The sequence below is a fragment of the uncultured Bacteroides sp. genome (assembly GCF_910585845.1).
In the GTDB taxonomy this organism is placed as follows: Bacteria; Bacteroidota; Bacteroidia; order Bacteroidales; family Bacteroidaceae; genus Bacteroides.
Genome location: NZ_CAJUHF010000004.1, coordinates 1 through 23,166, shown reverse-complemented (window position 1 = coordinate 23,166; position 23,166 = coordinate 1). Strand labels below are relative to the sequence as shown.

Annotated in this window: 15 protein-coding genes and 1 tRNA gene; 9 read left to right on the top strand and 7 right to left on the bottom strand. The window is 50.8% G+C overall.

What is annotated here, in order from left to right; genetic code table 11:
* Positions 1 to 494: 494 nt before the first annotated feature.
* From QZ323_RS01945 to QZ323_RS01920, 6 genes are all read right to left on the bottom strand, one after another.
* The gene (locus QZ323_RS01945) at positions 495 to 1,619 is read right to left on the bottom strand and encodes an aspartate aminotransferase family protein (RefSeq protein WP_294632387.1); all 1,125 of its coding nucleotides are present in this window, start codon (positions 1,617 to 1,619) and stop codon (positions 495 to 497) included.
* 95 nt (positions 1,620 to 1,714) lie between these two features.
* Positions 1,715 to 2,683 carry an N-acetyl-gamma-glutamyl-phosphate reductase gene (argC, locus tag QZ323_RS01940; RefSeq protein ID WP_294632386.1) on the bottom strand — a complete coding sequence of 323 codons (969 nt, stop codon included), beginning with the start codon at positions 2,681 to 2,683 and terminating at the stop codon, positions 1,715 to 1,717.
* Positions 2,676 to 2,891, bottom strand: a complete 216-nt coding sequence (locus QZ323_RS01935; protein WP_294632384.1) for a PspC domain-containing protein — start codon at positions 2,889 to 2,891, stop codon at positions 2,676 to 2,678. Before QZ323_RS01935 ends, argC begins: the two co-directional genes overlap by 8 nt.
* Before the next feature lie 3 nt (positions 2,892 to 2,894).
* Positions 2,895 to 4,103 (bottom strand): argininosuccinate synthase domain-containing protein, encoded by a 1,209-nt coding sequence (locus tag QZ323_RS01930; protein ID WP_294632382.1) that lies wholly within the window; start codon positions 4,101 to 4,103, stop codon positions 2,895 to 2,897.
* 76 nt (positions 4,104 to 4,179) lie between these two features.
* Complete coding sequence (locus QZ323_RS01925; protein WP_294632381.1) at positions 4,180 to 4,737, bottom strand: GNAT family N-acetyltransferase; 558 nt, start codon at positions 4,735 to 4,737, stop codon at positions 4,180 to 4,182.
* A gap of 31 nt (positions 4,738 to 4,768) precedes the next feature.
* Complete coding sequence (locus QZ323_RS01920; protein WP_294632379.1) at positions 4,769 to 5,242, bottom strand: arginine repressor; 474 nt, start codon at positions 5,240 to 5,242, stop codon at positions 4,769 to 4,771.
* A gap of 409 nt (positions 5,243 to 5,651) precedes the next feature.
* Between QZ323_RS01920 and QZ323_RS01915 the strand changes: the two genes are divergently transcribed.
* From QZ323_RS01915 to QZ323_RS01875, 9 genes are all read left to right on the top strand, one after another.
* Positions 5,652 to 8,186, top strand: coding sequence for a glycoside hydrolase family 88 protein (locus QZ323_RS01915; protein WP_294632377.1), 2,535 nt, complete (start codon positions 5,652 to 5,654; stop codon positions 8,184 to 8,186).
* A gap of 54 nt (positions 8,187 to 8,240) precedes the next feature.
* Positions 8,241 to 11,132: a glycosyl hydrolase gene (locus tag QZ323_RS01910; protein WP_294632497.1), complete on the top strand. Its 2,892-nt coding sequence runs from the start codon at positions 8,241 to 8,243 to the stop codon at positions 11,130 to 11,132.
* Between the two features lie 186 nt (positions 11,133 to 11,318).
* Positions 11,319 to 12,776, top strand: coding sequence for a rhamnulokinase (gene rhaB, locus QZ323_RS01905; protein WP_294632375.1), 1,458 nt, complete (start codon positions 11,319 to 11,321; stop codon positions 12,774 to 12,776).
* Between the two features lie 98 nt (positions 12,777 to 12,874).
* Positions 12,875 to 14,125 carry an L-rhamnose isomerase gene (locus QZ323_RS01900; RefSeq protein WP_294632374.1) on the top strand — a complete coding sequence of 417 codons (1,251 nt, stop codon included), beginning with the start codon at positions 12,875 to 12,877 and terminating at the stop codon, positions 14,123 to 14,125.
* Positions 14,126 to 14,348: 223 nt separating this feature from the next.
* A complete protein-coding gene (rhaT, locus tag QZ323_RS01895) occupies positions 14,349 to 15,380 on the top strand; it encodes an L-rhamnose/proton symporter RhaT (protein WP_294632372.1) in 1,032 nt (343 codons plus the stop codon).
* A gap of 122 nt (positions 15,381 to 15,502) precedes the next feature.
* Positions 15,503 to 16,312, top strand: a complete 810-nt coding sequence (gene rhaD / locus QZ323_RS01890; RefSeq protein WP_294632371.1) for a rhamnulose-1-phosphate aldolase — start codon at positions 15,503 to 15,505, stop codon at positions 16,310 to 16,312.
* Positions 16,313 to 16,560: 248 nt separating this feature from the next.
* The gene (locus QZ323_RS01885) at positions 16,561 to 17,487 is read left to right on the top strand and encodes an AraC family transcriptional regulator (protein ID WP_294632370.1); all 927 of its coding nucleotides are present in this window, start codon (positions 16,561 to 16,563) and stop codon (positions 17,485 to 17,487) included.
* 16 nt (positions 17,488 to 17,503) lie between these two features.
* Positions 17,504 to 19,654 carry a hypothetical protein gene (locus QZ323_RS01880; RefSeq protein ID WP_294632368.1) on the top strand — a complete coding sequence of 717 codons (2,151 nt, stop codon included), beginning with the start codon at positions 17,504 to 17,506 and terminating at the stop codon, positions 19,652 to 19,654.
* Between the two features lie 154 nt (positions 19,655 to 19,808).
* Positions 19,809 to 22,982 (top strand): DUF4450 domain-containing protein, encoded by a 3,174-nt coding sequence (locus QZ323_RS01875; RefSeq protein WP_294632366.1) that lies wholly within the window; start codon positions 19,809 to 19,811, stop codon positions 22,980 to 22,982.
* Between the two features lie 111 nt (positions 22,983 to 23,093).
* On the opposite strand, the gene QZ323_RS01870 is transcribed toward QZ323_RS01875, so the two are convergent.
* A tRNA-Pro gene (locus QZ323_RS01870) sits at positions 23,094 to 23,166 on the bottom strand.

The following is a 23,166-nucleotide window of genomic DNA, read 5'->3' as shown; positions in this document are numbered from 1 at the left end:
CTTAGTTATATGCTTTATTGAACGGCACAAATTTACGGGTTTATTTTCAGATTTGTAGCGTAGTGCATTAAAAAAGCATCTTACTTGTATGGCTTTTGATCGATAACTCCATGTAACTTCCGGTTGTGTCTTCTATTCCTATACCTGGGATATGTTACAAAAAAAAGTAAAAAGATGGGGAAATACTTTGGGGAATGCTTTTTATTTCCTAATTTTGGAAGTGTTTTTTTTATTACATAATTAATCACATTAAAAAAGTAGGTTGTTTCAATAGGAGTGAACAAGACGTTTTTAGGATATTAAGGGAGGATGAAGGCTGTGAAGTTTTTATCCTCTTTTGTCTGTATATAGTGTGGTTGGAGGCTGGAGGAAAGAAACAATTAGGAGAAAAAACAAGCAACCCTGTCGCGAAGACGTCTCTCCGGACAGGGCTACATTTTCTTTTGCTGATTGTTAATAGGGTGGCATAAAAGTATAGAAGATAGGTCTTCGTCTTATGCCAATGCTTTGCTGAAGCGATTGAGGAATTCTTCCGCTTCTTCCATGCTGAGGCAGAGAGGCGGTAACAGGCGGATTACATTTGTTCCGCTGACGCCGGTGAATATATGCTGCTCTTTCAGCAGTTTCAGGCGTAATTCCTTAATAGGCTCTTCAAACTCAAGCCCAATCATCAGTCCGCGTCCGCGTACCTCCTTGATTTGCGGGAACTTCTTCAGCTCCGTTAGCAGATAGTCGCCTACCCGGGCTGCATTTTCTATCAGTTTCTCTTGCTCTATGACGTCCAATACGGCGAGCGCCGCACTACATGCCAAGTGGTTTCCACCAAAGGTGGTGCCCAGTTGCCCGTAGACGGGGGTGAACATGGAGCTAATCAGCACACCTCCCATTGGGAAACCATTGCCGATGCCTTTCGCTACGGTGATGATATCGGCTTTGATGCCGTTGTACTGGTGGGCAAAGAACTTGCCGCTACGTCCGTAGCCGCTTTGGATTTCGTCGAGCACCAATACGGTGTTGTGCGCCGTACAGGTTTCGCGCAGGGCGTGCATAAACTCGTCTGTCGGTAGTTGGATGCCGCCTACGCCCTGGATGCCTTCGATGATTACTGCGCAGACATCTCCTTTGGACAGTTCGGCTTTCATGGCTTCTATGTCGTTCAGGGGGAGATAGGTGACATGCCCGCAATCGTTGATCGGAGCGATGATTTTGGGATTGTTGGTTGCTTCCACAGCCAGCGAGGTACGCCCGTGGAATGCCTTCTTGAAGGAGAGGATACGTGTGCGCCCGTTATAGAACGAGGCAAGCTTCAGGGCATTTTCGTTGGCTTCGGCACCACTGTTGATGAGGAACAGGGAGTAGTCGTCGTAGCCGCATACTTTTCCTAAGCGTCCGGCAACTTCCTGTTGCAGTTTATTGATGACTGAGTTGGAATAGAATCCCAACGTTGCCACTTGTTTGCTTACCATTTCCACGTAGTGTGGGTGGGCATGCCCGATGGAAATGACCGCATGACCGCCATAGAGGTCGAGATACTCCGTTCCGTTTTCGTCCCATACGTGGCAGCCTTTTCCCTTGACGATGTTGATATCGAAAAGAGGATATACGTCGAATAGATTCATGTCTTAATTATGAATTGTAAATGATAAATGATGAATTGGCGAGAGGGGACGCTTGGCATCGGTTGTAATCCGATGCTTTGATGCACCCTCTACTGTTAAAATGCGCTGGGCTTCAACCGTAATCCCACGGTCTCTTCCAGGTTGAACATCAGGTTCATGTTGTGCACTGCCTGTCCGCTGGCACCTTTCAGCAGGTTGTCGATACAGGAGATGATAAGCAGTTTGTCGCCATGTTTCTCCAGATGCAGGAGGCACTTGTTGGTGTTCACCACTTGCTTCAGGTCGATGTTCTTGTCAACGATGTGCACAAAAGAATCTTTCGCATAATACTCTTCGTATATGCGGGTGATTTCCTCCAGTGCGACCTTGGTTCTTACCACGATGGTGGCGAAGATGCCCCGTGCGAAGTCGCCGCGGTAGGGGATGAAGTCTATCTCCGAGTTAAAGCTGTTCTGCAATTGCTTGAGCGATTGTTTGATTTCGGGCACATGCTGATGGTTGAATGCCTTGTAGACGCTCATGTTGTTGTTGCGCCAGCTGAAATGGCTCGTGGCTCCCGGTTTTACGCCTGCGCCGGTACTGCCGGTGATGGCATTCACCATGATATCGCTGTTCAGCATCAGGTGTTTGGCGAGTGGCAGCAGTCCCAGTTGGATACAGGTGGCGAAGCATCCGGGATTGGCCACATACTTTGCCTTGCAAGTGGCACGTCGGTTCAGTTCCGGCAAGCCGTAGATAAATTCATGTTCCGGAGAGGCGATGCGGTAATCCATCGAAAGGTCGATGACCTTCAGTTTTTCGGGCAGGTTGTGGCTCTCCATGAACTTCCGGGTATCGCCGTGAGCGGTACAGAAGAACAATACATCGATGTCATCCAGAGGTAACTCGTCGGTGAAGACAAGGTCTGTTTCTCCGTACAATCCTTCGTGTACGTCGGTGATTTTGTTTCCGGCGTTGCTTGAGCTGTTGATGAAGACGATTTCCGCTTCCGGATGGTTGAGCAGCAGACGTATCAGTTCGCCTGCCGTATATCCTGCTCCGCCGATGATTCCTACTTTAATCATGATGATAATATCTATTGGGTCCTTCAGGTATGATAATCAATAATATAATGTATATAATTATGCCTGCGAATGCAGTGAAGATCGTGGCTAACGTATAAACGATGCGCACCAAGGAGACGTCCAACCCGAAATAGTCTGCCAGTCCGGCACATACACCAGAGAGCATTCTTCCGGTACGTGGCCGTACAAGTCTCTTTTTCTGTTCCATCCTTTAGATCTCTTCGTCTTTATGGTTCGAATAGTAAGCACGTAGTGCTGTGGAAGTCACTTTGATGAAGCCCTTGGCATCTTCTGCCGTCCATCCCTTCTGCATTTCGCCATATTCTCCGAACTTGTTCTTCACGAGGTCGTCCTTGCTCTCCACTCCCACGGTCGAGAAGCAGAACGGGCGGAGCTCCAGGATAGCTGTACCGTTCACGTTGCGTTGCGAAGACTCCAGCATGGTTTCGATATCGCGCATCACAGGTTCCAGATATTGGCTCTCGTGCAGGAACATGCCATACCAGTTGGCAACTTGGTCTTTCCAGTATTGCTGCCATTTACTCAAGGTATATTTCTCTAGGAAGCGGTGTGCACCGATGATGAGCATCGGAGCGGCTGCCTCAAATCCTACACGCCCCTTGATGCCGATAATCGTGTCTCCCACGTGCATGTCGCGTCCGATGCCATAGGCGGCACCGATTTCCTCCACTTTCTGGATGGCCTTGATCGGGTCGTCGAAGGTCTCGTCGTTCACGGCTTTCAGTTCACCTTTTTCGAAAGTGAGGCGCAGTTGCTCGCTGCCCTCTTTGGTGCAATGTTTCAGGTAGGCGCTTTCGGGCAGGCCTTGTGCGGAGTCTAATATCTCGCCGCCGCAGATGGAAGTACCCCATAAGCCGACGTTGTAGGAGTATTTCAGTTTGGTGAAGTCAGCGGAGAAACCGTGTTGGTTCAGGTAGTCGATCTCCTCCTGGCGGCTCAGTGCCATGTCGCGGGTCAGGGTGATGATTTCTACGCCGGGAGCCAGTACGAGGAACGTCATGTCGAAACGGATTTGGTCGTTGCCTGCACCAGTGGAACCGTGTGCGATGGCATCGGCACCGATTTCGTTGGCGTAGCGGGCTATAGCAAGCGCCTGGAAGATACGTTCGGAACTGACAGAAATAGGGTAGGTACCGTTACGTAATACGTTTCCGAAGACCATGTACTTTAGACTCTTCGCGTAGTACTCTTGCGTCACGTCGAGGGTGACATATTGCTTGGCGCCCAGCTTGTAGGCATTCTCTTCGTTGGTTTTTAGCTGTTCAGGGCTGAATCCGCCTGTATTGGCGCAGGCTGCATATACCTCATAACCTTTTTCTTTGGCAAGATACATCACTGTGAATGAGGTATCAAGTCCGCCGCTGAATGCGACTACTACCTTTTTCTTTTTTGTTTCCATAACTTTGTGGAATTATGATTGGGGATTAATGATTTATAATCTATAATTTTGTAAACTACTCTCAGGCTTTATCTCCTTAGATTTTATCTTCTTCATGCAGTTCCGGATCGTAAAGCATTGCGGTGCAGATGCAGAACTTGCGGTTTTTTGCTACCAGAATGTCATGATTGATACATCCTTCGCAACCTCTCCAGAAGGCGTCGTCGTCGGTCAGTTCGTTGAATGTGACAGGGACATACCCCAGTTCTGTGTTCATTTTCATGACAGCGGCTCCACTGGTAAGGCTGAATAGCTTAGCATTGGGCCACCGCAGGCGTGCCAGCCGGAACGATGCTGTCTTGATTCTCTTAGCCAGTCCGATGCCGCGGAAGTTAGGATGAACGATCAGTCCGGAGGTGGCGACATACTGTTTGTTTCCCCAACTTTCGATGTAAGTGAAACCGGCAAATTCTTCTCCACACAAGGCGATGATTGCCTTTCCTTCTTTCATTTTTGTTGCCACATATTCGTGTGTACGCTCTGCAATGCCTGTACCGCGTACTTTGGCTGCTTCTCTGATGGTATCCAAAATCTTATCCACATAAATTTCGTGGGAGGCATCTGCCACCATTACGTCTACTTTTTTGGTATCCATTTTCTTTATTCGGTTCTGATTATATTAGTTGTTAGTGTAAATTCGGGATGACTTGTGAAAGAAAAATGCGTACTTCGTCGTGTGAAGCTGCTTCGTGCAATACCAGCATGATGGTGTCGTCTCCAGCGATGGTTCCTAAGATGGCAGGGCATTCACGGTTGTCAATGTCGTATGCCATGCTGCTGGCATAGCCCGGTCGCGTGCGGATAACGGCGATATTGCCGGAGAACTGCAGAGATACGAACCCGCTGTTCATCAGCATTTCGCTGGCGGTTACTATGTTATTGCGCTTATACATGATGTCGTTGGGCAAAACATATACGTATTTGCCGTTCGTATTGGCGGCCTTGGCTACTTTCATTTGTTTTAGGTCGCGTGAAAGGGTAGCTTGTGTCAAGTCGAAACCCTCCGTTTTCAAGGCTTGCAGCAATTCGTCTTGCGAACTGATCTCCTTGCTTGAGACAATCATCTTGATAGCGTCTAACCGATCGGTCTTTTTCTTCATTTTTTGTATAATTATTCTTTTAGTGAGGCAAAAGTAGGGATTATTTTGGAAAGAATATGCATATAAAGAAGGTTTTTTGTGATTTTTATACCGCATATTCCAGATTTTATGTATAAATTCGGAATATACGGTCGGAAGAATCCGGTTACATGCGTTTTTTCGCTTCATGTCCGGTTTGTATCTCCTCCATACATGTTCCGTATCTGCTCCAGGCAGAGGTACACGGGAAACTACGGACCGGATACGGAACGGGAGTAGAGGATGGAGCGGCTTTGGAGTTTCTGTAAACGACAAAAGCAATACGAAAACTATCAAAATATAAAGAGCTACTTTCGGAGAAAACCTTTATTTTTGCATTATTGGATTTTAGCAAATATTTATAAGTGAATCTATAAACTATTAAAAGCACATGAAAAAAAACTTCAGGCTTTCAATTTTATTCCTTTTGAGTTTGGTAGCTTCTTTCGAGGCGGAGGCCAAAGTGACGCTTCCTGCTATCTTTTCGGACAACATGGTGTTGCAACAAAAGGCATCAGTCAATCTGTGGGGTAAGGCTACGCCCGGCGAGCGGGTAACTGTGAAAGTATCCTGGGCGGACAAGCTGATGACCGTGAAAACGGCGGCTGATGGAAAGTGGTCGGTGACATTGAAAACTCCGAAGGCAACTACCGCGCAGTCCGTGGAGGTTAGCGGCGAGAATACGATTCGGATACATAATATATTAATAGGTGAAGTATGGCTTTGCACCGGACAGAGTAATATGGAATTTTCGGTATCGCGTCATCCCACTACCAAATGGAAGACCGGCATGCTGAACGAGGCTGAAGAGATGAAGGATGCTGATTTCTCGGAGATGCGCTTGTTTCATGTAGAACACCAGTTGGCGCCTGATGGCGAGATGGACGACTGTAAGGGCGAGTGGATGGTTTGCCGTCCCGAGAATTTGAAGGACTTCTCTGCCGTTGCCTTCGTCTTCGGACGTAGGCTGCATAAAGAGTTGAAGGTGCCTGTGGGACTGATACAATCCACGTGGGGCGGTACGCATGCGGAGGCATGGACCAAGATGAACGTGATGAAGAAGAATCCGCTTTATGCCGATGTGCTGGAAGAGTTCTCGAAGGAGGAGAGCGAGAAAGACCCGAAGAAAAAGAATAAAGTGCCCGCCACGCTATGGAACGGCATGATACATCCCATCTTGGGCTATACGCTGAGGGGCAATATCTGGTATCAGGGAGAATCGAATGCTGTGCGTGCCGACCGCTATCAGCAGGTCTTTACCAATATGATAAACAGCTGGCGCAAGGAATGGAAGCAGCCGGATCTGCCCTTCTACTTTGTACAGATAGCCCCACAGTACGGTCAGCCGGCTACGATTCGCGAAGCACAACTCAAGACGTGGCAGAGCGGGCTGAAGAATGTGGGTATGGCGGTGATTACCGATGCGGGCGATTCGCTCGACATCCATCCGCGCAACAAGACAGTGACAGGCGAACGGCTGGCTGCATGGGCGCTCGCCAAGCAGTATGGAAAGGCTGTGCCCTTCTCCGGTCCCTTGTTTAAGTCGATGAAGGTGGAGGACAATAAGGCGGTGTTGAGCTTTAGCTACGCCGACGAAGGACTGATGACGCCGGACGGCGAACCGGTGAAGGGAGTCATTGTTGCCGGTTCCGACCGCCGTTTTTATCCTGCTACGGCTGTCATAAAGGGCGGCACGCTGGAAGTGTCGGCTCCACAGGTTGCCGAACCCGTGGCTGTGCGTTATGCTTATTGTAACTTCTTCCGGGTGAATCTTTATAATCGGGCGGGGTTTCCTGCCTCCCCCTTCCGCACGGACGACTGGGCACCAGATACGTATGCCCGCCGGTTTGCCGATTCGGAGATGTTCCGCTTCCCGAAGGCCTATCAGCTGGATCACGGCAAGCGCCTGTTCTTTGGTTATGCGCAGGGCGTGGGTTGTTGTGCGATGCTGGAGATGTGGAAGAAGACTGGCGAGCGCCGTTATTTCGACTATGTGGAGCAATGGGCAGATTCGCTGATCAGCGATAAAGGGGAGATCCACCTGTATCAGATGGAGACTTATAACCTCGATTACATCAACTCTGGCAAGGTCTTGTTCGACTTATACCGTGAGACGGGCAAGGAGAAGTACAAAGTGGCAATGGATACACTCATCAGGCAGTTGCAGAACCATCCCCGCACACTGGAAGGTGTTTATTGGCATAAACTGATCTATCAGCATCAGATATGGCTGGACGGGCTGTACATGGCTTCGCCCTTCATGGCGCATTATGGGGCGGAGTTCGGTAAACCCGAATGGATTGATGAGGCGGTAAGGCAATTTACGCTTTGCCGGAAACATACGTATGACGCTGTCACCGGGCTTTATCATCATGCTTGGGACGAGAGCAAGAGCCAGCGATGGGCAAATCCTGAGACAGGGCATTCGCCTAACTTCTGGGGGCGCAGCATCGGATGGTGGTTTATGGCCATGGTGGATGTGCTGGATTTCATACCGGAGAACCACGAAGGGCATGCCCGGATCGTGGGTTGGATACGGGAACTGGCGGATGTGCTGCCGAAGTATCAGGATAAGAACGGTCTGTGGTATCAGGTGCTCGACCAACCACAGCGGAAGGGTAACTTTCCCGAGGCCTCTGTGACGGCACAGTTCATGAATGCCTATGCCAAAGCCGTGAACAAAGGGTATTTGGACAAGGCATATCGTGACGTAGCCGTGAAGGCTTTCAATGGATTGAAGAGCAGATTGATGATAGAACGCCAGGACGGCATGCTGACATTGACTCGTTGCTGCCAAGTGGGTGGTTTAGGTGGAAACCCTTATCGTGACGGTAGTTTCGAATATTATATAGGTGAGAAGATACGTGAGAACGATGCAAAGGCTACCGGACCGTTCATCATGGGATGCCTCGAACTGGGGTTGTAGAACAACATGGCGTATATCAAATGGAATTTTAACTTATAGTTTTATATATTTATGATGAAAAAGAGTTTATGGACGATATTCGTTGCCTCTTTGGGAACCCTGTCTCTTTCCGCGCAAGACATTGCGTGGCCAGAGGTGACTACTGAAGCAAAGCCTGCCGCCCGCTGGTGGTGGATGGGTAGTGCGGTGGATGCCGCCAACCTGACGCGTAACCTGGAGGATTATTCCAAAGCGGGAATGGGAACGCTGGAGATTACTCCTGTCTATGGCGTGCAGGGAAATGATGCGAACGACATCGACTTCCTCACCCCGAAGTGGATGCAGATGCTCCGACACACCGAGAGCGAGGCGGTACGCTTGGGAATGCAAGTGGATATGAATACGGGCACGGGATGGCCCTTCGGCGGACCGGAGGTTTCCATCGAAGACGCCGCTTGCCGCCTGCTGGTGGAGGAATATACATTGAAAGGTGGCGAACGCCTGAAGAGCAAGATAGAAGTGACGGACGAAAAGCAACGTCCGTATGCCAAACTTGTCCGTCTGATGGCTTTCAAGCTTTCCGCTGATGCCGTTGCTCCGGAGTCAAGGATCTGTTACGACCTGACCGACAAAGTCAGCGAGGGCAAGCTGAACTGGAAAGCCTCGAAAGGGGAGTGGCGCCTGATTGCCGCTTTCATGGGCAAGACACTCCAGAAAGTGAAGCGTGCCGCTCCCGGCGGAGCAGGATATGTGATGAACCACTTCTCGGCGAAAGCCGTCTCCAACTATCTGGGACGCTTTGAACGTGCCTTTGCCGGACAGCATTCCGATGGCGCTTCCGCTGCTTCTGTGGGGACTTCCGGTACTTCTGCTGGGGTGTCTACTGCCTATCCTCACAACTTCTTCAATGACTCCTACGAGGTGTATGGCGCCGACTGGACGGACGAACTGTTTGAAGAGTTTGCCCGCCGGCGTGGATATCACTTGGAGAACTATCTTCCCGAATTCCTCTCCGAAGAGCGTACGGAGGTCACCCGTCGTATCGTTTCCGACTATCGGGAGACCTTGGGTGAACTACTTCAGGAGAACTTTACCCGCCAATGGACAGATTGGGCACACAAGCATGGTTCGCGCACTCGCAATCAGGCGCATGGCTCGCCTGGTAACCTGATAGACCTGTATGCCACGGTCGACGTGCCGGAATGTGAGGGCTTCGGATTGTCGGACTTCGGCATCCGCGGGCTGCGCCGCGATTCCCTGACACGTCCCAACGATTCCGACCTTTCCATGTTGAAGTATGCCTCTTCGGCTGCACACATCTCCGGAAAGCCTTTCACCACTTCGGAAACGTTCACCTGGCTGACCGAGCACTTCCGTACTTCGCTTTCGCAGTGCAAGCCCGATATGGACCTGATGTTCATCTCCGGTGTGAACCATTCCTATTTCCACGGCACTACGTACTCGCCCGCCGAGGCGGCATGGCCGGGATGGAAATTCTATGCCTCCATCGACATGAGCCCCACGAACAACATATGGAGGGATGTTCCGGCTTTCTTCAATTATATTACCCGTTGCCAGAGTTTCTTGCAGATGGGGCAACCGGACAACGACTTCCTGGTTTACTTGCCCGTGTACGACATGTGGAACGAGCAGGAGGGGCGCCTGATGCTGTTCGATATTCATAAGATGGCAGAGCGTGCGCCGCGCTTCATCAAGGCGGTGCACCGCATCTATGACGCAGGCTATGACATGGATTACATTTCAGATAACTTCATCCGCAACACCGTCTGCCGGGATGGCAAACTGCTGACGCCGGGTGGTGTCGCCTACAAAGCGTTGGTGGTGCCCGGTGCCCGCCTGATGCCTGCAGATGTGCTGGAGAAACTGCTCCGGTTGGCTGACGAAGGAGCTACGGTGGTTTTCTTAGAGCAATATCCGGAGGATGTGCCGGGATTCGGTGAGTTGTCTGCCCGCCGTGTGGAGTTCAACAAGACGCTTGAACAGCTCAGGCAGCGTGAGGGGAAAGGTCACGTCCTGTTCGGGACGGACTATGCCGCTACGCTGAAAGCTACTGCCGCCGTTCCCGAAGCAATGAAGACGACTTTCGGGCTGAGAAGCATACGCCGCTCGCATCCCGAAGGACACCACTACTTTATCTCCGCCCTGAAGGCAGAAGATACCAAGGGGTGGATTCCCTTGGCTGTGCAGGCGCGTTCGGCGATGCTCTACAATCCGATGGACGGAACGTCGGGTAAGGCGCGTGTGCGACAGAACGAGGGTAGGACAGAGGTGTTCATGCAATTGGCTTCCGGTGAATCGGTCATACTGAAGACGTTCGATAGTAGCGACGTGTCTGCACCTGAATATGGATATTGGCGGCAGATGTCGGAAGTGAAATCCGCCCCTGCCAAGCCGCGCACGGTGAAGAACAAGCGTGCGGTCGCACCGGAGGAGGTGAAGAGCCTGTTGCTGGACGGACATTGGGGCTTCCGCTTTGTTGAGGCAGTTCCGGCAGTGGAGTCTGCACCGGACAGTGTGGCGTTGGGCTCCTGGACGGAACTTGCTGCCAAAGGCGCAAAGAATACGATGGCTACGGCTTGCTACACAATCACGTTCACAGTGAAGAATCCCGGTGCAGCTGCCGAGTGGATGCTTGATTTGGGTGATGTCCGCGAAAGTGCACGCATCCGCATCAATGGGCAGGAGGTGGCTACTCTGATTGCCGTACCCTACCGTTGCTTGGCAGGCAAATATCTCCGCGCAGGGGTGAACACGCTCGAAGTGGAAGTGACCAATCTGCCGGCCAACCGTATCTCCGACATGGATCGCCGAAACGTTAATTGGCGTATCTATAAGGATGCGAACATCGTGAATATCCATTATCAGAGGGACAACTATGGAAAATGGGAACCGATGCCAAGCGGATTGCTCGGACCGGTACGCCTGATGCCGATGGAATTTTTTTGAGTTCGTAAGTTTTTGAACTTGTAAGTAGATGAATTGTGGGGAAAACTCACGACTTCACATACTAATCAACTCACAAACTCAAAAAACTTTAAATTATCAGAAACTGTATTCTTTCAGTCAAAACCGATAAGGGCAATGAGGGGAGAATCTCCTACATTTGCCCTATCTAAAAATCTATATATTATCATGAAACATTGTTTTTTCGCGGTCGACTTGGGTGCTACAAGCGGTCGTACTATTTTAGGAACCTTTACTCCGCAAGGATTGGAATTGCAGGAGGTCAACCGCTTTCCGAATCACCTGATTAAGGCTGGGGGACACTGCTACTGGGATATTTACGAACTATACCGCCATATCTTGGAGGGGTTGAAACTAGCAGCTGATATGGAAGACGTGCAGATCACTTCCATCGGTATCGATACCTGGGGAGTAGATTTTGTCTGCGTCGGTAAAGACGGCGCATTGCTTCGCCAGCCCTATTCTTATCGCGATGCCCATACTACGGGCGCACCTGAGGCTTTCTTTGCCAGAGTGCCTCGCAAGCAAGTCTACGAGTGGACGGGTATTCAGATTATGAATTTCAACTCGCTCTACCAACTGGACACTCTGCGCCGCAATAACGATAGCGCCTTAGCTGCTGCCGACAAGTTGCTCTTTATGCCCGATGCGCTCAGCTATCTGCTGACGGGAGAGATGGTGACGGAGTATACTATCGCTACCACCGCACAACTGGTGAATGCCGGTACGCGCCGTTTGGAGCCTGCCTTGCTTGAGGCACTGGGGCTGACGGAAGAACATTTCGGACGTTTTGTCTATCCAGGTGAGACGGTGGGCGTACTCACGAAGGAAGTGCAGACGATTACCGGATTGGGGGCTATCCCTGTGATTGCCGTTGCCGGACATGACACTGCGTCGGCTGTGGCGGCTGTGCCTGCCTTGAGTCGTAACTTCGCTTACCTGAGTAGCGGCACATGGTCGTTGCTAGGTGTAGAGACGGACGCACCAGTTATCAATGAGAAGACCGAAGCCTTGAATTTCACGAACGAAGGCGGAGTGGATGGGACTATCCGTCTGCTGAAGAACATCTGCGGCATGTGGTTGCTGGAGCGTTGTCGTTGCGACTGGGAGGAAGTTTCCTATGCCAAGTTGATTGCCGAAGCTGAGGCTTGTGAACCGTTTCGCAGTCTGATCAATCCGGATGATGCTCTGTTTGCCAATCCGATGAATATGGAGCAGGCGATCCGTACATATTGTGCTGACCATCGCCAACCCGTGCCGGAGACTCGCGGACAGGTGGTACGCTGCATTTTCGAGAGTCTGGCATTACGCTACCGTCAGGTATTAGACGACCTGCGTGAGCTTTCGCCGCGTCCGGTGGAAGTGCTGCACGTCATCGGGGGGGGGAGCCGTAATGAACTGTTAAACCAGTGGACGGCAAACGCCTTGGGTATACCCGTGGTTACTGGACCGTCGGAGGCGACTGCCATCGGCAATGTCATGATACAGGCTTTGGCGGCAGGCACGGCAAGTGACGTGGCTTCGATGCGCCAGCTCATCAATCGCTCTATTCCGCTGAAGACGTTTGCACCTGCTGACGTCGAAGTGTGGGAAGCGGCTTACGGCAAGTTCCAGCAGTTGGCATGATTATTGGGGAGATAACTCGTCCTAAAAAGCATAGCTTCTTAAGCAAGTATATAACTGAAAAAATCATATATTTTATTAATAATAAAACTAATACCATCATGAAAGAAGAATTGATTCTGAAAGCCTATGAAGTGGCAAAAGAACGTTACGCTGCCATCGGCGTAGATGTAGAAAAAGCAATGGATGCTTTGCAAAAGATTTCCCTCTCCCTGCACTGCTGGCAGGCAGACGATGTGGCTGGCTTTGAGGCGCAAGGTTCGCTGACGGGCGGTATACAGGCTACGGGAAACTACCCCGGCAAGGCTCGCAATATGGAAGAACTGCGTCAGGACATCCTGAAAGCTGCAAGTTATATTCCCGGCACCCACCGACTGAATCTGCACGAAATCTACGGTGACTTTGGCGGTAAGTTCGTGGACAGAGATCAGGTAGAACCGGCACATTTTGAGAGCTGGATACAGTGGGCTGCCGAGCACAGCATGAAGCTCGACTTCAACTCCACATCCTTCTCTCATCCGAAGAGCGGAAGCCTCTCGCTGGCTAATCCCGACAAGGGAATACGCGACTTTTGGGTGGAACATACGAAGCGTTGCCGTGCCATCGCCGAGGAGATGGGACGCCGTCAGGGGGATCCGTGTATCATGAACTTGTGGGTACACGACGGTAGCAAGGACATCACCGTCAACCGCATGCTCTATCGCGAACTGCTGAAGGACTCGCTCGACCGCATCTTCGAGACGGAATATAAGAACATGAAGGATTGTGTTGAATCTAAGGTCTTCGGTATCGGTCTGGAAAGCTACACCGTAGGCTCCAACGACTTTTACATCGGTTATGGCGTGAGCCGCAACAAGATTGTTACGCTCGACACCGGACACTTCCACCCCACAGAAAGCGTTGCCGACAAACTCTCTTCACTGCTGCTGTTCATCCCCGAAATCATGCTGCACGTGAGCCGTCCGATACGTTGGGACTCCGATCACGTGACGATCATGAACGACGAAACGATGGATCTCTGCAAGGAGATCGTACGTTGCAACGCCCTCGATCGCGTGCATATTGGTCTGGACTACTTCGACGCTAGCATCAACCGCATCGGTGCCTACGTCATCGGTAGCCGCGCCACGCAGAAGTGCGTGCTTCAGGCACTGCTCGAACCGCTGGAGACGTTGCGCCGCTACGAGGCAAACGACCAGTTATTCGAACGCCTCGCCCTGCTCGAAGAGGCGAAGACACTGCCGTGGAACGCTGTATGGGATATGTTCTGTCTGAAGAACAATGTACCTGTGGGCGAAGATTTTATTGCCGAAATTCAAAAATACGAAGTGGACGTTACATCGAAGCGCTGAAAATAGCGCACATTTGTAACGGTCAAGGATAATGTTGAAAGCTACATGCCTAATGTAGCAGTTTAGGACATCAAGGTGTCTTGACCTGAGACATCAAGATGTCCTGACACTATAACATCCGTTCCTCTTCGAGAGGATTACGGCATATGGACTTCGCCTTATCCTTAGTTTGCTACAAATGTGATGAAATTTGTTTGCGAATGACGCAAGAAAGGTGGAATTTATGAATACACTGATAGGACTTTTGATTATAGCTATCGGTAGTTTCGGGCAGAGCAGCTCGTATGTGCCGATAAAAAAAATAGAAGGCTGGTCGTGGGAAAGTTTCTGGCTGGTGCAAGGTATCTTTGCTTGGCTCATCTTTCCGTTGCTGGGGGCATTGCTTGCTATTCCGGCAGGTAGCTCCTTATTGGAACTTTGGAGTGCTGGAGGTGCCCTTCCAGCTGTGGTCTATGGCGTTTTGTGGGGCGTGGGTGGATTGACGTTCGGCTTGAGTATGCGTTACTTGGGCGTGGCGCTCGGACAAAGTATCGCTCTCGGCACGTGCGCCGGATTTGGAACGCTCTTTCCGGCACTGTTTGCCGGCAAGGATCTCCTGCATGGCGAAGGGCTGATGTTGCTTGTCGGCGTATGTATCACGCTGGTAGGTATCGCCATTATCGGATATGCCGGCAGCCTCCGTTCCAAGAACATGACCGAAGAAGAAAAACGTGCAGCAGTCAAGGACTTCGCCCTGACGAAAGGCCTGCTCGTGGCCCTGTTGGCAGGCGTAATGAGCGCATGCTTTGCTCTTGGATTAGATGCGGGAACGCCCATCAAGCAGGCTGCACTCGATGGCGGTGTTGAAGCGCTCTATGCAGGATTGCCTGTGATACTTCTTGTGACCCTTGGTGGTTTCTGTACCAATGCGGTCTACTGTATCCAGCAGAACTTGAAGAACAAGACCGGAGGGGAGTACTTCTCCGTGAAAGCTCCCGTGCTGATGAATAATCTTCTGTTCTGTGCCCTTGCTGGTGTACTGTGGTACTCACAGTTCTTCGGCCTCGAGATGGGCAAGAGCTTTCTGACTGACAGTCCCGTGCTGTACGCCTTCTCTTGGAGCATCCTGATGTCGCTGAATGTTACCTTCAGCAACGTTTGGGGCATCCTCCTGAAAGAGTGGAAAGGGGTGGGTAGTAAGACCATCACTGTACTTATCCTTGGCCTTGTCGTACTGATATCTTCCATCATCGTGGTGGCTATGGCGCAGGCATGATACAAATAGCATGTAGGAACTGGATATTTAGGCATTAAATTATTTACTTAAGTTTCGGTTGTGGGAGATATGTGTTGTAGTCAAAGTTTTGCTTCCGGAACTTGAACCATTTATTTATAGATATGAAATCAATACTTGACAATCGCCCTGCATTGGCTTATGCAGTCAATCAGGCGGCCGAAGTTGCTGGATACCTCTGGCAAAAAGGGTGGGCCGAGCGCAATGGCGGAAACATTACCCTGAACATCACCGAATTCGTAGACGATGAAATCAAAGCATTGCCTGCCATCAGCGAAGTAAAGCAAATTGGAACCACGCTTCCCCATCTGAAAGGTTGCTACTTCTACTGCAAAGGCACTAACAAACGCATGCGCGACCTCTCCCGCTGGCCGATGGAGCACGGTTCCATTATCCGTATCTTGGATGACTGCGCTACATACGTCATCATTGCCGACCAACCGGTCAATCCCACCTCCGAACTGCCTGCACACCTCTGCGTGCACAATCGCCTCATTGAGAAAGGTTCTCCCTATAAAGCTTCCCTGCACACCCATCCTATCGAACTGATAGCCATGACTCACTGCAAGAAGTTCCTCGAGAAAGACGTTGCCACCAACCTGCTCTGGAGCATGATTCCCGAAACGAAAGCCTTCTGCCCGCGCGGCCTCGGCATCATCCCCTACGAACTGCCCAGCTCCGTGGAACTGGCTGAAGCCACCATCAAGCAACTGGAGGACTACGATGTAGCCATGTGGGAGAAACACGGCGTCTTCGCCGTTGACGTCGACATCATGTCCGCCTTCGACCAGGTTGACGTGCTGAACAAGTCCGCCCTGATCTACATTGCCGCCAAGAACATGGGCTTCGAACCCGATGGCATGACCACAGAACAGATGCAGGAGATGACGCGGGCATTCAACTTGCCGAAATGATTTTTATTTATTGAAGGAGTTATTCGGGAGTTGTTTTTTATAGGAAGGAGTTGCCGGGAGTTAACAGGAGCTATCACTTCGCTCCGTTAGGAGTTAAAGTCCATAGTCTAACTTCTGTAAAACTGAGTATCGGCCGATAACTTCCGATAACTCCTTCAATAAATATCCCTTCCTTTCTCTTCCTCCCCTTTTTTTATTCGCAAATAATACCTATTTTTGCCCATACCTAATTATGCAAAACACGTATTATGTCTAAAAACTATAATGATTTGGGAATTGAATTCAAGTATCTGATTGTGAATGATATGGACCGTAAGTTCGGTCTGTGGGTAAATTCAGTCGGTTTTCAGGCTATCCAGCCCAATTCTCCTTATCCCCTGCGGGAACATCCTTCCGGTTACTTCTTCAATGCGCAGAAAGGACGTATTCTGCGTGAATATCAGTTGGTCTACATCACCAAAGGGCGCGGACTGTTCACTTCCGAGACTACCCCTGAAAAACAAGTCTGTAAAGGGCGTCTTATGGTGCTTTTCCCAGGGCAATGGCATACGTACCACCCCTATCAACAGACTGGATGGAATGAATATTACATCGGTTTCGAAGGCCCTGTAGTGGATGACATGGTACGTGGCGGCTTCTTTTCCAAAAATAATCAGATCTTGGAGGTAGGATTGAACGAAGAACTGGTTTCCCTTTTCTCGCGTGCGCTGGACATTGCAGAGGCAGACAAGATATCTTCCCAGCAATACCTCGCCGGTATCGTGCTGCACATGATTGGGATGATCCTCTCCATCTCCAAGAACAAGATCTTCGAGATGGGGGATGTGGACCAGAAGATCGAACAGGCGAAAATCATAATGAACGAAAACGTATTCAAAGATGTCGATCCCGAAGAACTTGCCATGAAACTGAACATCAGCTATTCATGGTTTCGCAAGGTATTCAAAGACTATACAGGGTATGCGCCCGCTAAGTATTTCCAGGAACTCAAGCTGCGCAAGGCAAAGCAGTTGCTGGTCGGCACTTCCCAATCCGTCAAAGAGATTTCCTTCATGCTCGACTACAAGTCAACGGAACATTTCTTCTCCCTCTTTAAGAAGCGTACGGGTTTCACCCCGTTGGAGTACCGCTCTTTTGGACGCGAAACCAATGTTGAGGAGGAAGATTCACTTTAAAACATTAAAAGGAAACATGAAAGCATTATTATCTACTCTTTTTGCAGTTCTGCTGTTCATATCATGTAATGCAGAACGCGCTGCCCCCATAGACCGCGAAGCATTGGTCACCCGTAATAATCCCCACGTAACCGAGTTCGATTCCCTGTCTACACTCAGTGTCGGTAATGGTGAATTTGCATTTACAGTAGACGCTACCGGTTTGCAGACCTTCCCTGGAAACTGTAGCCGAGGCGTTCCTCTGGGCACGCAAAGCCAATGGGGTTGGCACAGCTTTTCTAACCCGAAGAACCTTAAGCACGAGGAAACGTTGAAAGCATTCGATTTCGGTCGTGGACACGAGGAACTCTATGCCTGTCAGTTCAAGGAACCTGGTCGGCAGAACGAAGCTGCCGATTGGTTTCGCGTGAACCCACATCGTCTGCATTTGGGCATTATTGGTCTGGAACTGGGCGAAGGCGTTACACCCTCCGATATGGCAGATATCCGGCAAACATTGGATCTGTGGACGGGTGAAATCACCAGCCATTTTACCCTGCATGGCAATGCTTACGATGTGCAGACTGTCTGCCATCTCGTAAAAGACATGATCTCTGCACGCGTTACCAACTCCGCACGCAGTGGAGTCAATCTGCGTTTTCCCTATCCCACAGGCGCCCATGCCGACGATGCTTGTAACTGGGAAGCTAACGACCTACACTCTACAACTATCGTTTGTTCCGATGCTCAAAGTGCTGTGCTGAAACGTGTGCTTGATGAAACAGTCTATTACGTAACCCTCCGTTGGGAAGGCAAGGCGCACCTGATAGAAAAGGCGAAGAATTACTTTGTGCTGACCCCCGGCGAAGATACCCTGACATTCTCCTGCCTCTTCACGCCCAACTTTGCAGGAACTGTTTTTGAAAGCGAACCTCCTCTCTATACCCACGTTGAGGCATTACCCACTTTCGCTGAGACAACCGAAGCCAGCGCTTCCCACTGGACCGCGTTCTGGAAGAACGGCGCAGCTGTCGATTTCTCCCATTGCACCGACCCTCGTGCCCAAGAGCTGGAACGCCGCATAGTGCTGAGTCAATACCTACTTGCCATTCAGTCGGCTGGGAGTGTACCCCCGCAGGAAACCGGCCTGACTTACAACTCTTGGTTCGGTAAGTTCCATCTGGAGATGATCTGGTGGCATCAGTCTTGGTTGGCACTTTGGGGGCATGAAGATCTGCTGGACCATACGTTGGGTTGGTATGAGACCGTTGAGCCGGTGGCCCGCGAGATTGCCCGTCGCCAAGGCTTCCCTGGCGTGCGCTGGATGAAGATGACCGACCCCAGCGGTGTGGAAGCTCCCTCGAACGTAGGCTCTTTCCTCATCTGGCAACAGCCGCACCTGATTTATCTGGCAGAGCTTGTCTACCGTGCCCACCCCTCCGAAGAAACCATCCGGAAATACAACCGCCTGGTGCAGGCAACTGCCGAGTTCATGTATGCCTTTGCCACATACGATGACTTGCACGGGCGTTTCCTGCTGAAAGGCGTCATTCCGGCACAGGAGACACTGCGTGCAGCCACTACCGTTAATCCGCCCTTCGAGCTTTCCTATTGGCATTATGCCATGCAGACAGCGCAACTGTGGCGTGAGCGTGCCGGCGAGAAACGCAATCTGGAGTGGGACGAACTGATCGACAAACTCTCTCCGCTTGCCTACAACGAAGACTGTCTTTATCTCGCTTCCGAAGATGCCGTCGATACCTATAAGGATATCCGTTTCACCAGCGACCACATGGCTGTGCTGGGAGCAGTAGGTATCTTGCCGATGAACAAACTTATCCGCAGCGATTACATGAAGAACACCCTCGACTGGGTATGGGACAACTGGAACTGGGGGAAAACCTGGGGCTGGGATTATCCGATGACTGCCATGAATGCCACCCGATTGGGCGAACCGGAAAAGGCGGTGGGAGCCTTGCTGATGGACAAACGCACGAATACTTACCTGCCGAACGGACATAATTATCAGGATGGTCGTCTGCGTGTTTACCTGCCCGGTAACGGTGGTTTGCTGACTGCCGTGGCGTTGATGTGTGCCGGTTGGGATGGTTGCCAAGTGAAGAATCCGGGATTCCCGAAAGATGGTACGTGGGATGTTCGTTGGGAAGGGCTGAAGCCCATGCCTTAAGCAGGTATCTCATGCAGCGTTTCGTACCCTCTTTATATCTTATTCATCTTATTCCTTAAAGGCATTCTTTTTGTGCCTTTGGGGTATTCTTTTTATACCTCAAAGGTGTTTATATTATACCTTAAAGGCATTCATCTTATATATTAAAGATATCATGAGAAACTATATTCTTTATATCCTGTTTGTTCTGTTGTCAACTCCGGTTCGTGCACAATACGCTATCGGCAATAAGCCTCAGGGGGCAGGTGACCGTATCGAATCTGCCTCCTTCAACGATCATAAGCGTGGCACTGCCCGCAGGCTCCAATATCGTCCCGATGGTGACGATTTTGTCTGTGTGAACGGTGAGAACCGCTATACCCGTGCCCTGTATGGTAGTCATACAGCTTTTCGTGTCGAGACAAGTGACCGCCCGCTCTTTGCGGTATACGACAAAAGTAATAGCAAGAACATCCGTTTCTGTCTGCTTCTGCCCGACGGCTCGTTTCAGCCATTGGAAGAGATATCATGGTGTGAGGCTCGTTATACTTCCGGTCGTCGTTCCTATCGGTTAACACATCCCGACTGGGGAACAGGCGTGGAGTTACGGTTCTCCGTTCTGGCTCTTCCCGATGAAGATGCCGCCATCTGGAAATTTACACCTGTCCATCTGCCTCAAGGCACACTACTCCGCTCTTTGCTAAGCGAGATCCGTCTGCCGAAATTAAACCGTAATGGAGATATGGGCGCCGATCCTCCGGGATGCTTCGATGCACCCGAACATCCCCAACATGTACAGACTTTGGATGTGCCGCTCGATACACCCCAATATATCCTTGTGCGTGACTACTCTTTGTCCCTTCCCCAGCAGGAAGAGGGGACGGCTCTTTACGAAAAAGCGGAACAAGCCCGTGCCGAACTTGCCTCACGCATCCGGATTACTACTCCCGATCCATTCTTCAATACCCTTGGCGGTGCCCTTGCTGTGGCAGCCGATGGCATTTGGGATGGTGAAGTCTGGCTGCACGGCGCTATCGGTTGGCGTATGCCCCTCAGTGGCTGGCGTGCGGCATATACCGGCGATGCCCTTGGTTGGCACGACCGTGTACGTACGCATTTTGATGCCTATGCAGCCAGTCAGGTCATTGACGTGCCGAACACCATTCCCCATCCTGCTCAAGACACAGCCCTCGCCTTGGCACGCTCTGTGAAGCAGTGGGGAACCCCGCAGTACAGCAATGGATATATCTGCCGTAACCCCCGCCGCAATGATCAGATGCACCACTACGATATGAATCTTTGCTATATCGACGAACTGTTGTGGCATCTCAACTGGACGGGTGATCTGGATTACGCCCGCAGCATGTGGCCCCTCCTTACCCGCCATCTCGCTTGGGAAAAGCTCAACTACGATCCGGACAATGACGGGCTTTACGATGCATACGCCTGCATTTGGGCAAGCGATGCCCTCTATTATAATAGCGGTGCCGTTACCCATTCTTCTGCCTATAACTACCGCGCCAACCGACTTGCGGCCATGATTGCCGAAAAAATAGGAGAGGATGCTTCGCCTTACCGTGTCGAGGCGGAGAAGATCTTAAAAGCCCTGAACTCCCGCCTCTGGATGCCTGAGCGTGGACATTGGGCTGAATATCAGGATTTCATGGGACATAAACGCCTGCATGCCAGTCCAGGTGTATGGACCATATACCATGCCCTCGATAGTGATATAGCCGATCCTTTCCAAGCTTATCTTGCCACCTGCTATGTGGATCATGAGATTCCCCATATCCCTGTCCGTGCAGAGGGGCTGGAGGACGAAGGTTATGCCATTATATCCACTACCAACTGGTTGCCCTATTCTTGGAGTATCAACAATGTCGCTTTTGCAGAAGTGATGCATACCGCCCTTTCCTACTTTCAGGCAGGTCGGGCCGATGCAGGCTTTAAGTTGCTGAAAAGTTCCGTGCTGGACGGCATGTATCTGGGGGAGAGTCCGGGCAATTTCGGTCAGATCAGCTTCTATGATGCTGCCCGTGGCGAATGTTACCGCGACTTTGGCGATCCTATCGGCGTAGCTTCCCGCGTTTTGATACAAGGGCTCTACGGCATTCTTCCCGATGCCATGAACCACCGTCTGCTGGTGCGCCCCGGTCTGCCGTCAGCTTGGCAGTATGCCTCCTTGCATACGCCGGACATTGATTTTGATTTCAGAAAGGAGGCATTGGGAATGAAGGGTAAGGACCTGAAAACCTCATTTACTGTCTCCCATCGCTTGTCGGCTGTCCGCATGCTGGAGCTACGTTTCCCTGCGCAACGTTCGCGGGTGGCAAAGCTGACAGTCAACGGGATTCCTGCTTCTTGGACGTTGGTAGAGAACTCGGTCGGTCGTCCGGTACTTTCCGTTGTCGTACCTGCCTTAGTGGGCGAAGAAATGAATATTGAGATCGAATGGGGTGGGGAAGAACTTCGAGAACCGGTGTCCTCTCAGGGAGATACCCTGTCTGTAGAAGCTCCGGTTGGTTTTGTTTTCATGCAACAGGATGAGATGAAGTGGTGGCATCCCGTAGAAAAAACGCAGACAAAACAGAAAGACAATCTCGTGCAGCACGCAGCCTTTGCTCACGTCAATCCCGCTAAATGTGAGATGGTGGTGATGGACACACAGTTCAACTCTCTGGTAACGGATATTTTCCGCAATGAATATCTTTCGCCTCGCTCTCCTTATACCACTCTGCAACTGCCTAAACAGGGTATAGGCGAATGGTGTCATCCCTTGCATACGATAGAAATCGATGATGCCGGCTTGCGCTCTTCCGTCCGGAATGGTGTGTTGGAGACAAAATTGGGAGTATCTTTCCGGACGCCTGCCGAGGGGCGTAATATAGCTTTCACCTCTTTGTGGGATAACTATCCCGACAGTTTGACTGTTCCTCTCAAGGGAAAAGCGTCCGCTGCTTATCTGCTGATGGCAGGCAGCACCAATCACATGCAATGCCACATTGATAACGGACTTGTTCGAGTGTACTATAAAGACGGTACTTGCGACGTCATGCCATTGCGCAATCCGGACAACTGGCCTCCTATCGAGCATATTTTCTTTGAAGACGGCTTGGCTTTCAATCGCAATGCTCCGGCGCTCTATCGTCTGCGCCTGAAGACTGGTGAGGTCAGCAATAATTTGGGTGAGGAGTTGGGCTTTCCCGGTGCGTCCCGTGAGTTGGATGGTGGTGCTGCCGTATTGCTTGAGATGCCTTTAAATTCCGGTAAGAAACTTTCGCATCTTGTTCTTGAAACTCTCTCCAATGATGTGGTGATAGGGGTGATGGGAATTACGTTACAACGGTAGGGAGAGCCGGTTTCCGGAAGAAGATTCTTTGCAATCTAATTCCGGATCGGCGGTTTGCGAAGGTGGAAAAGAAAAAGCGACAATCGATTTTACTCGTTTGTCGCTTTATCGTCGGAATGAGGCGACTCGAACGCCCGACCCCTACGTCCCGAACGTAGTGCGCTACCAACTGCGCTACATTCCG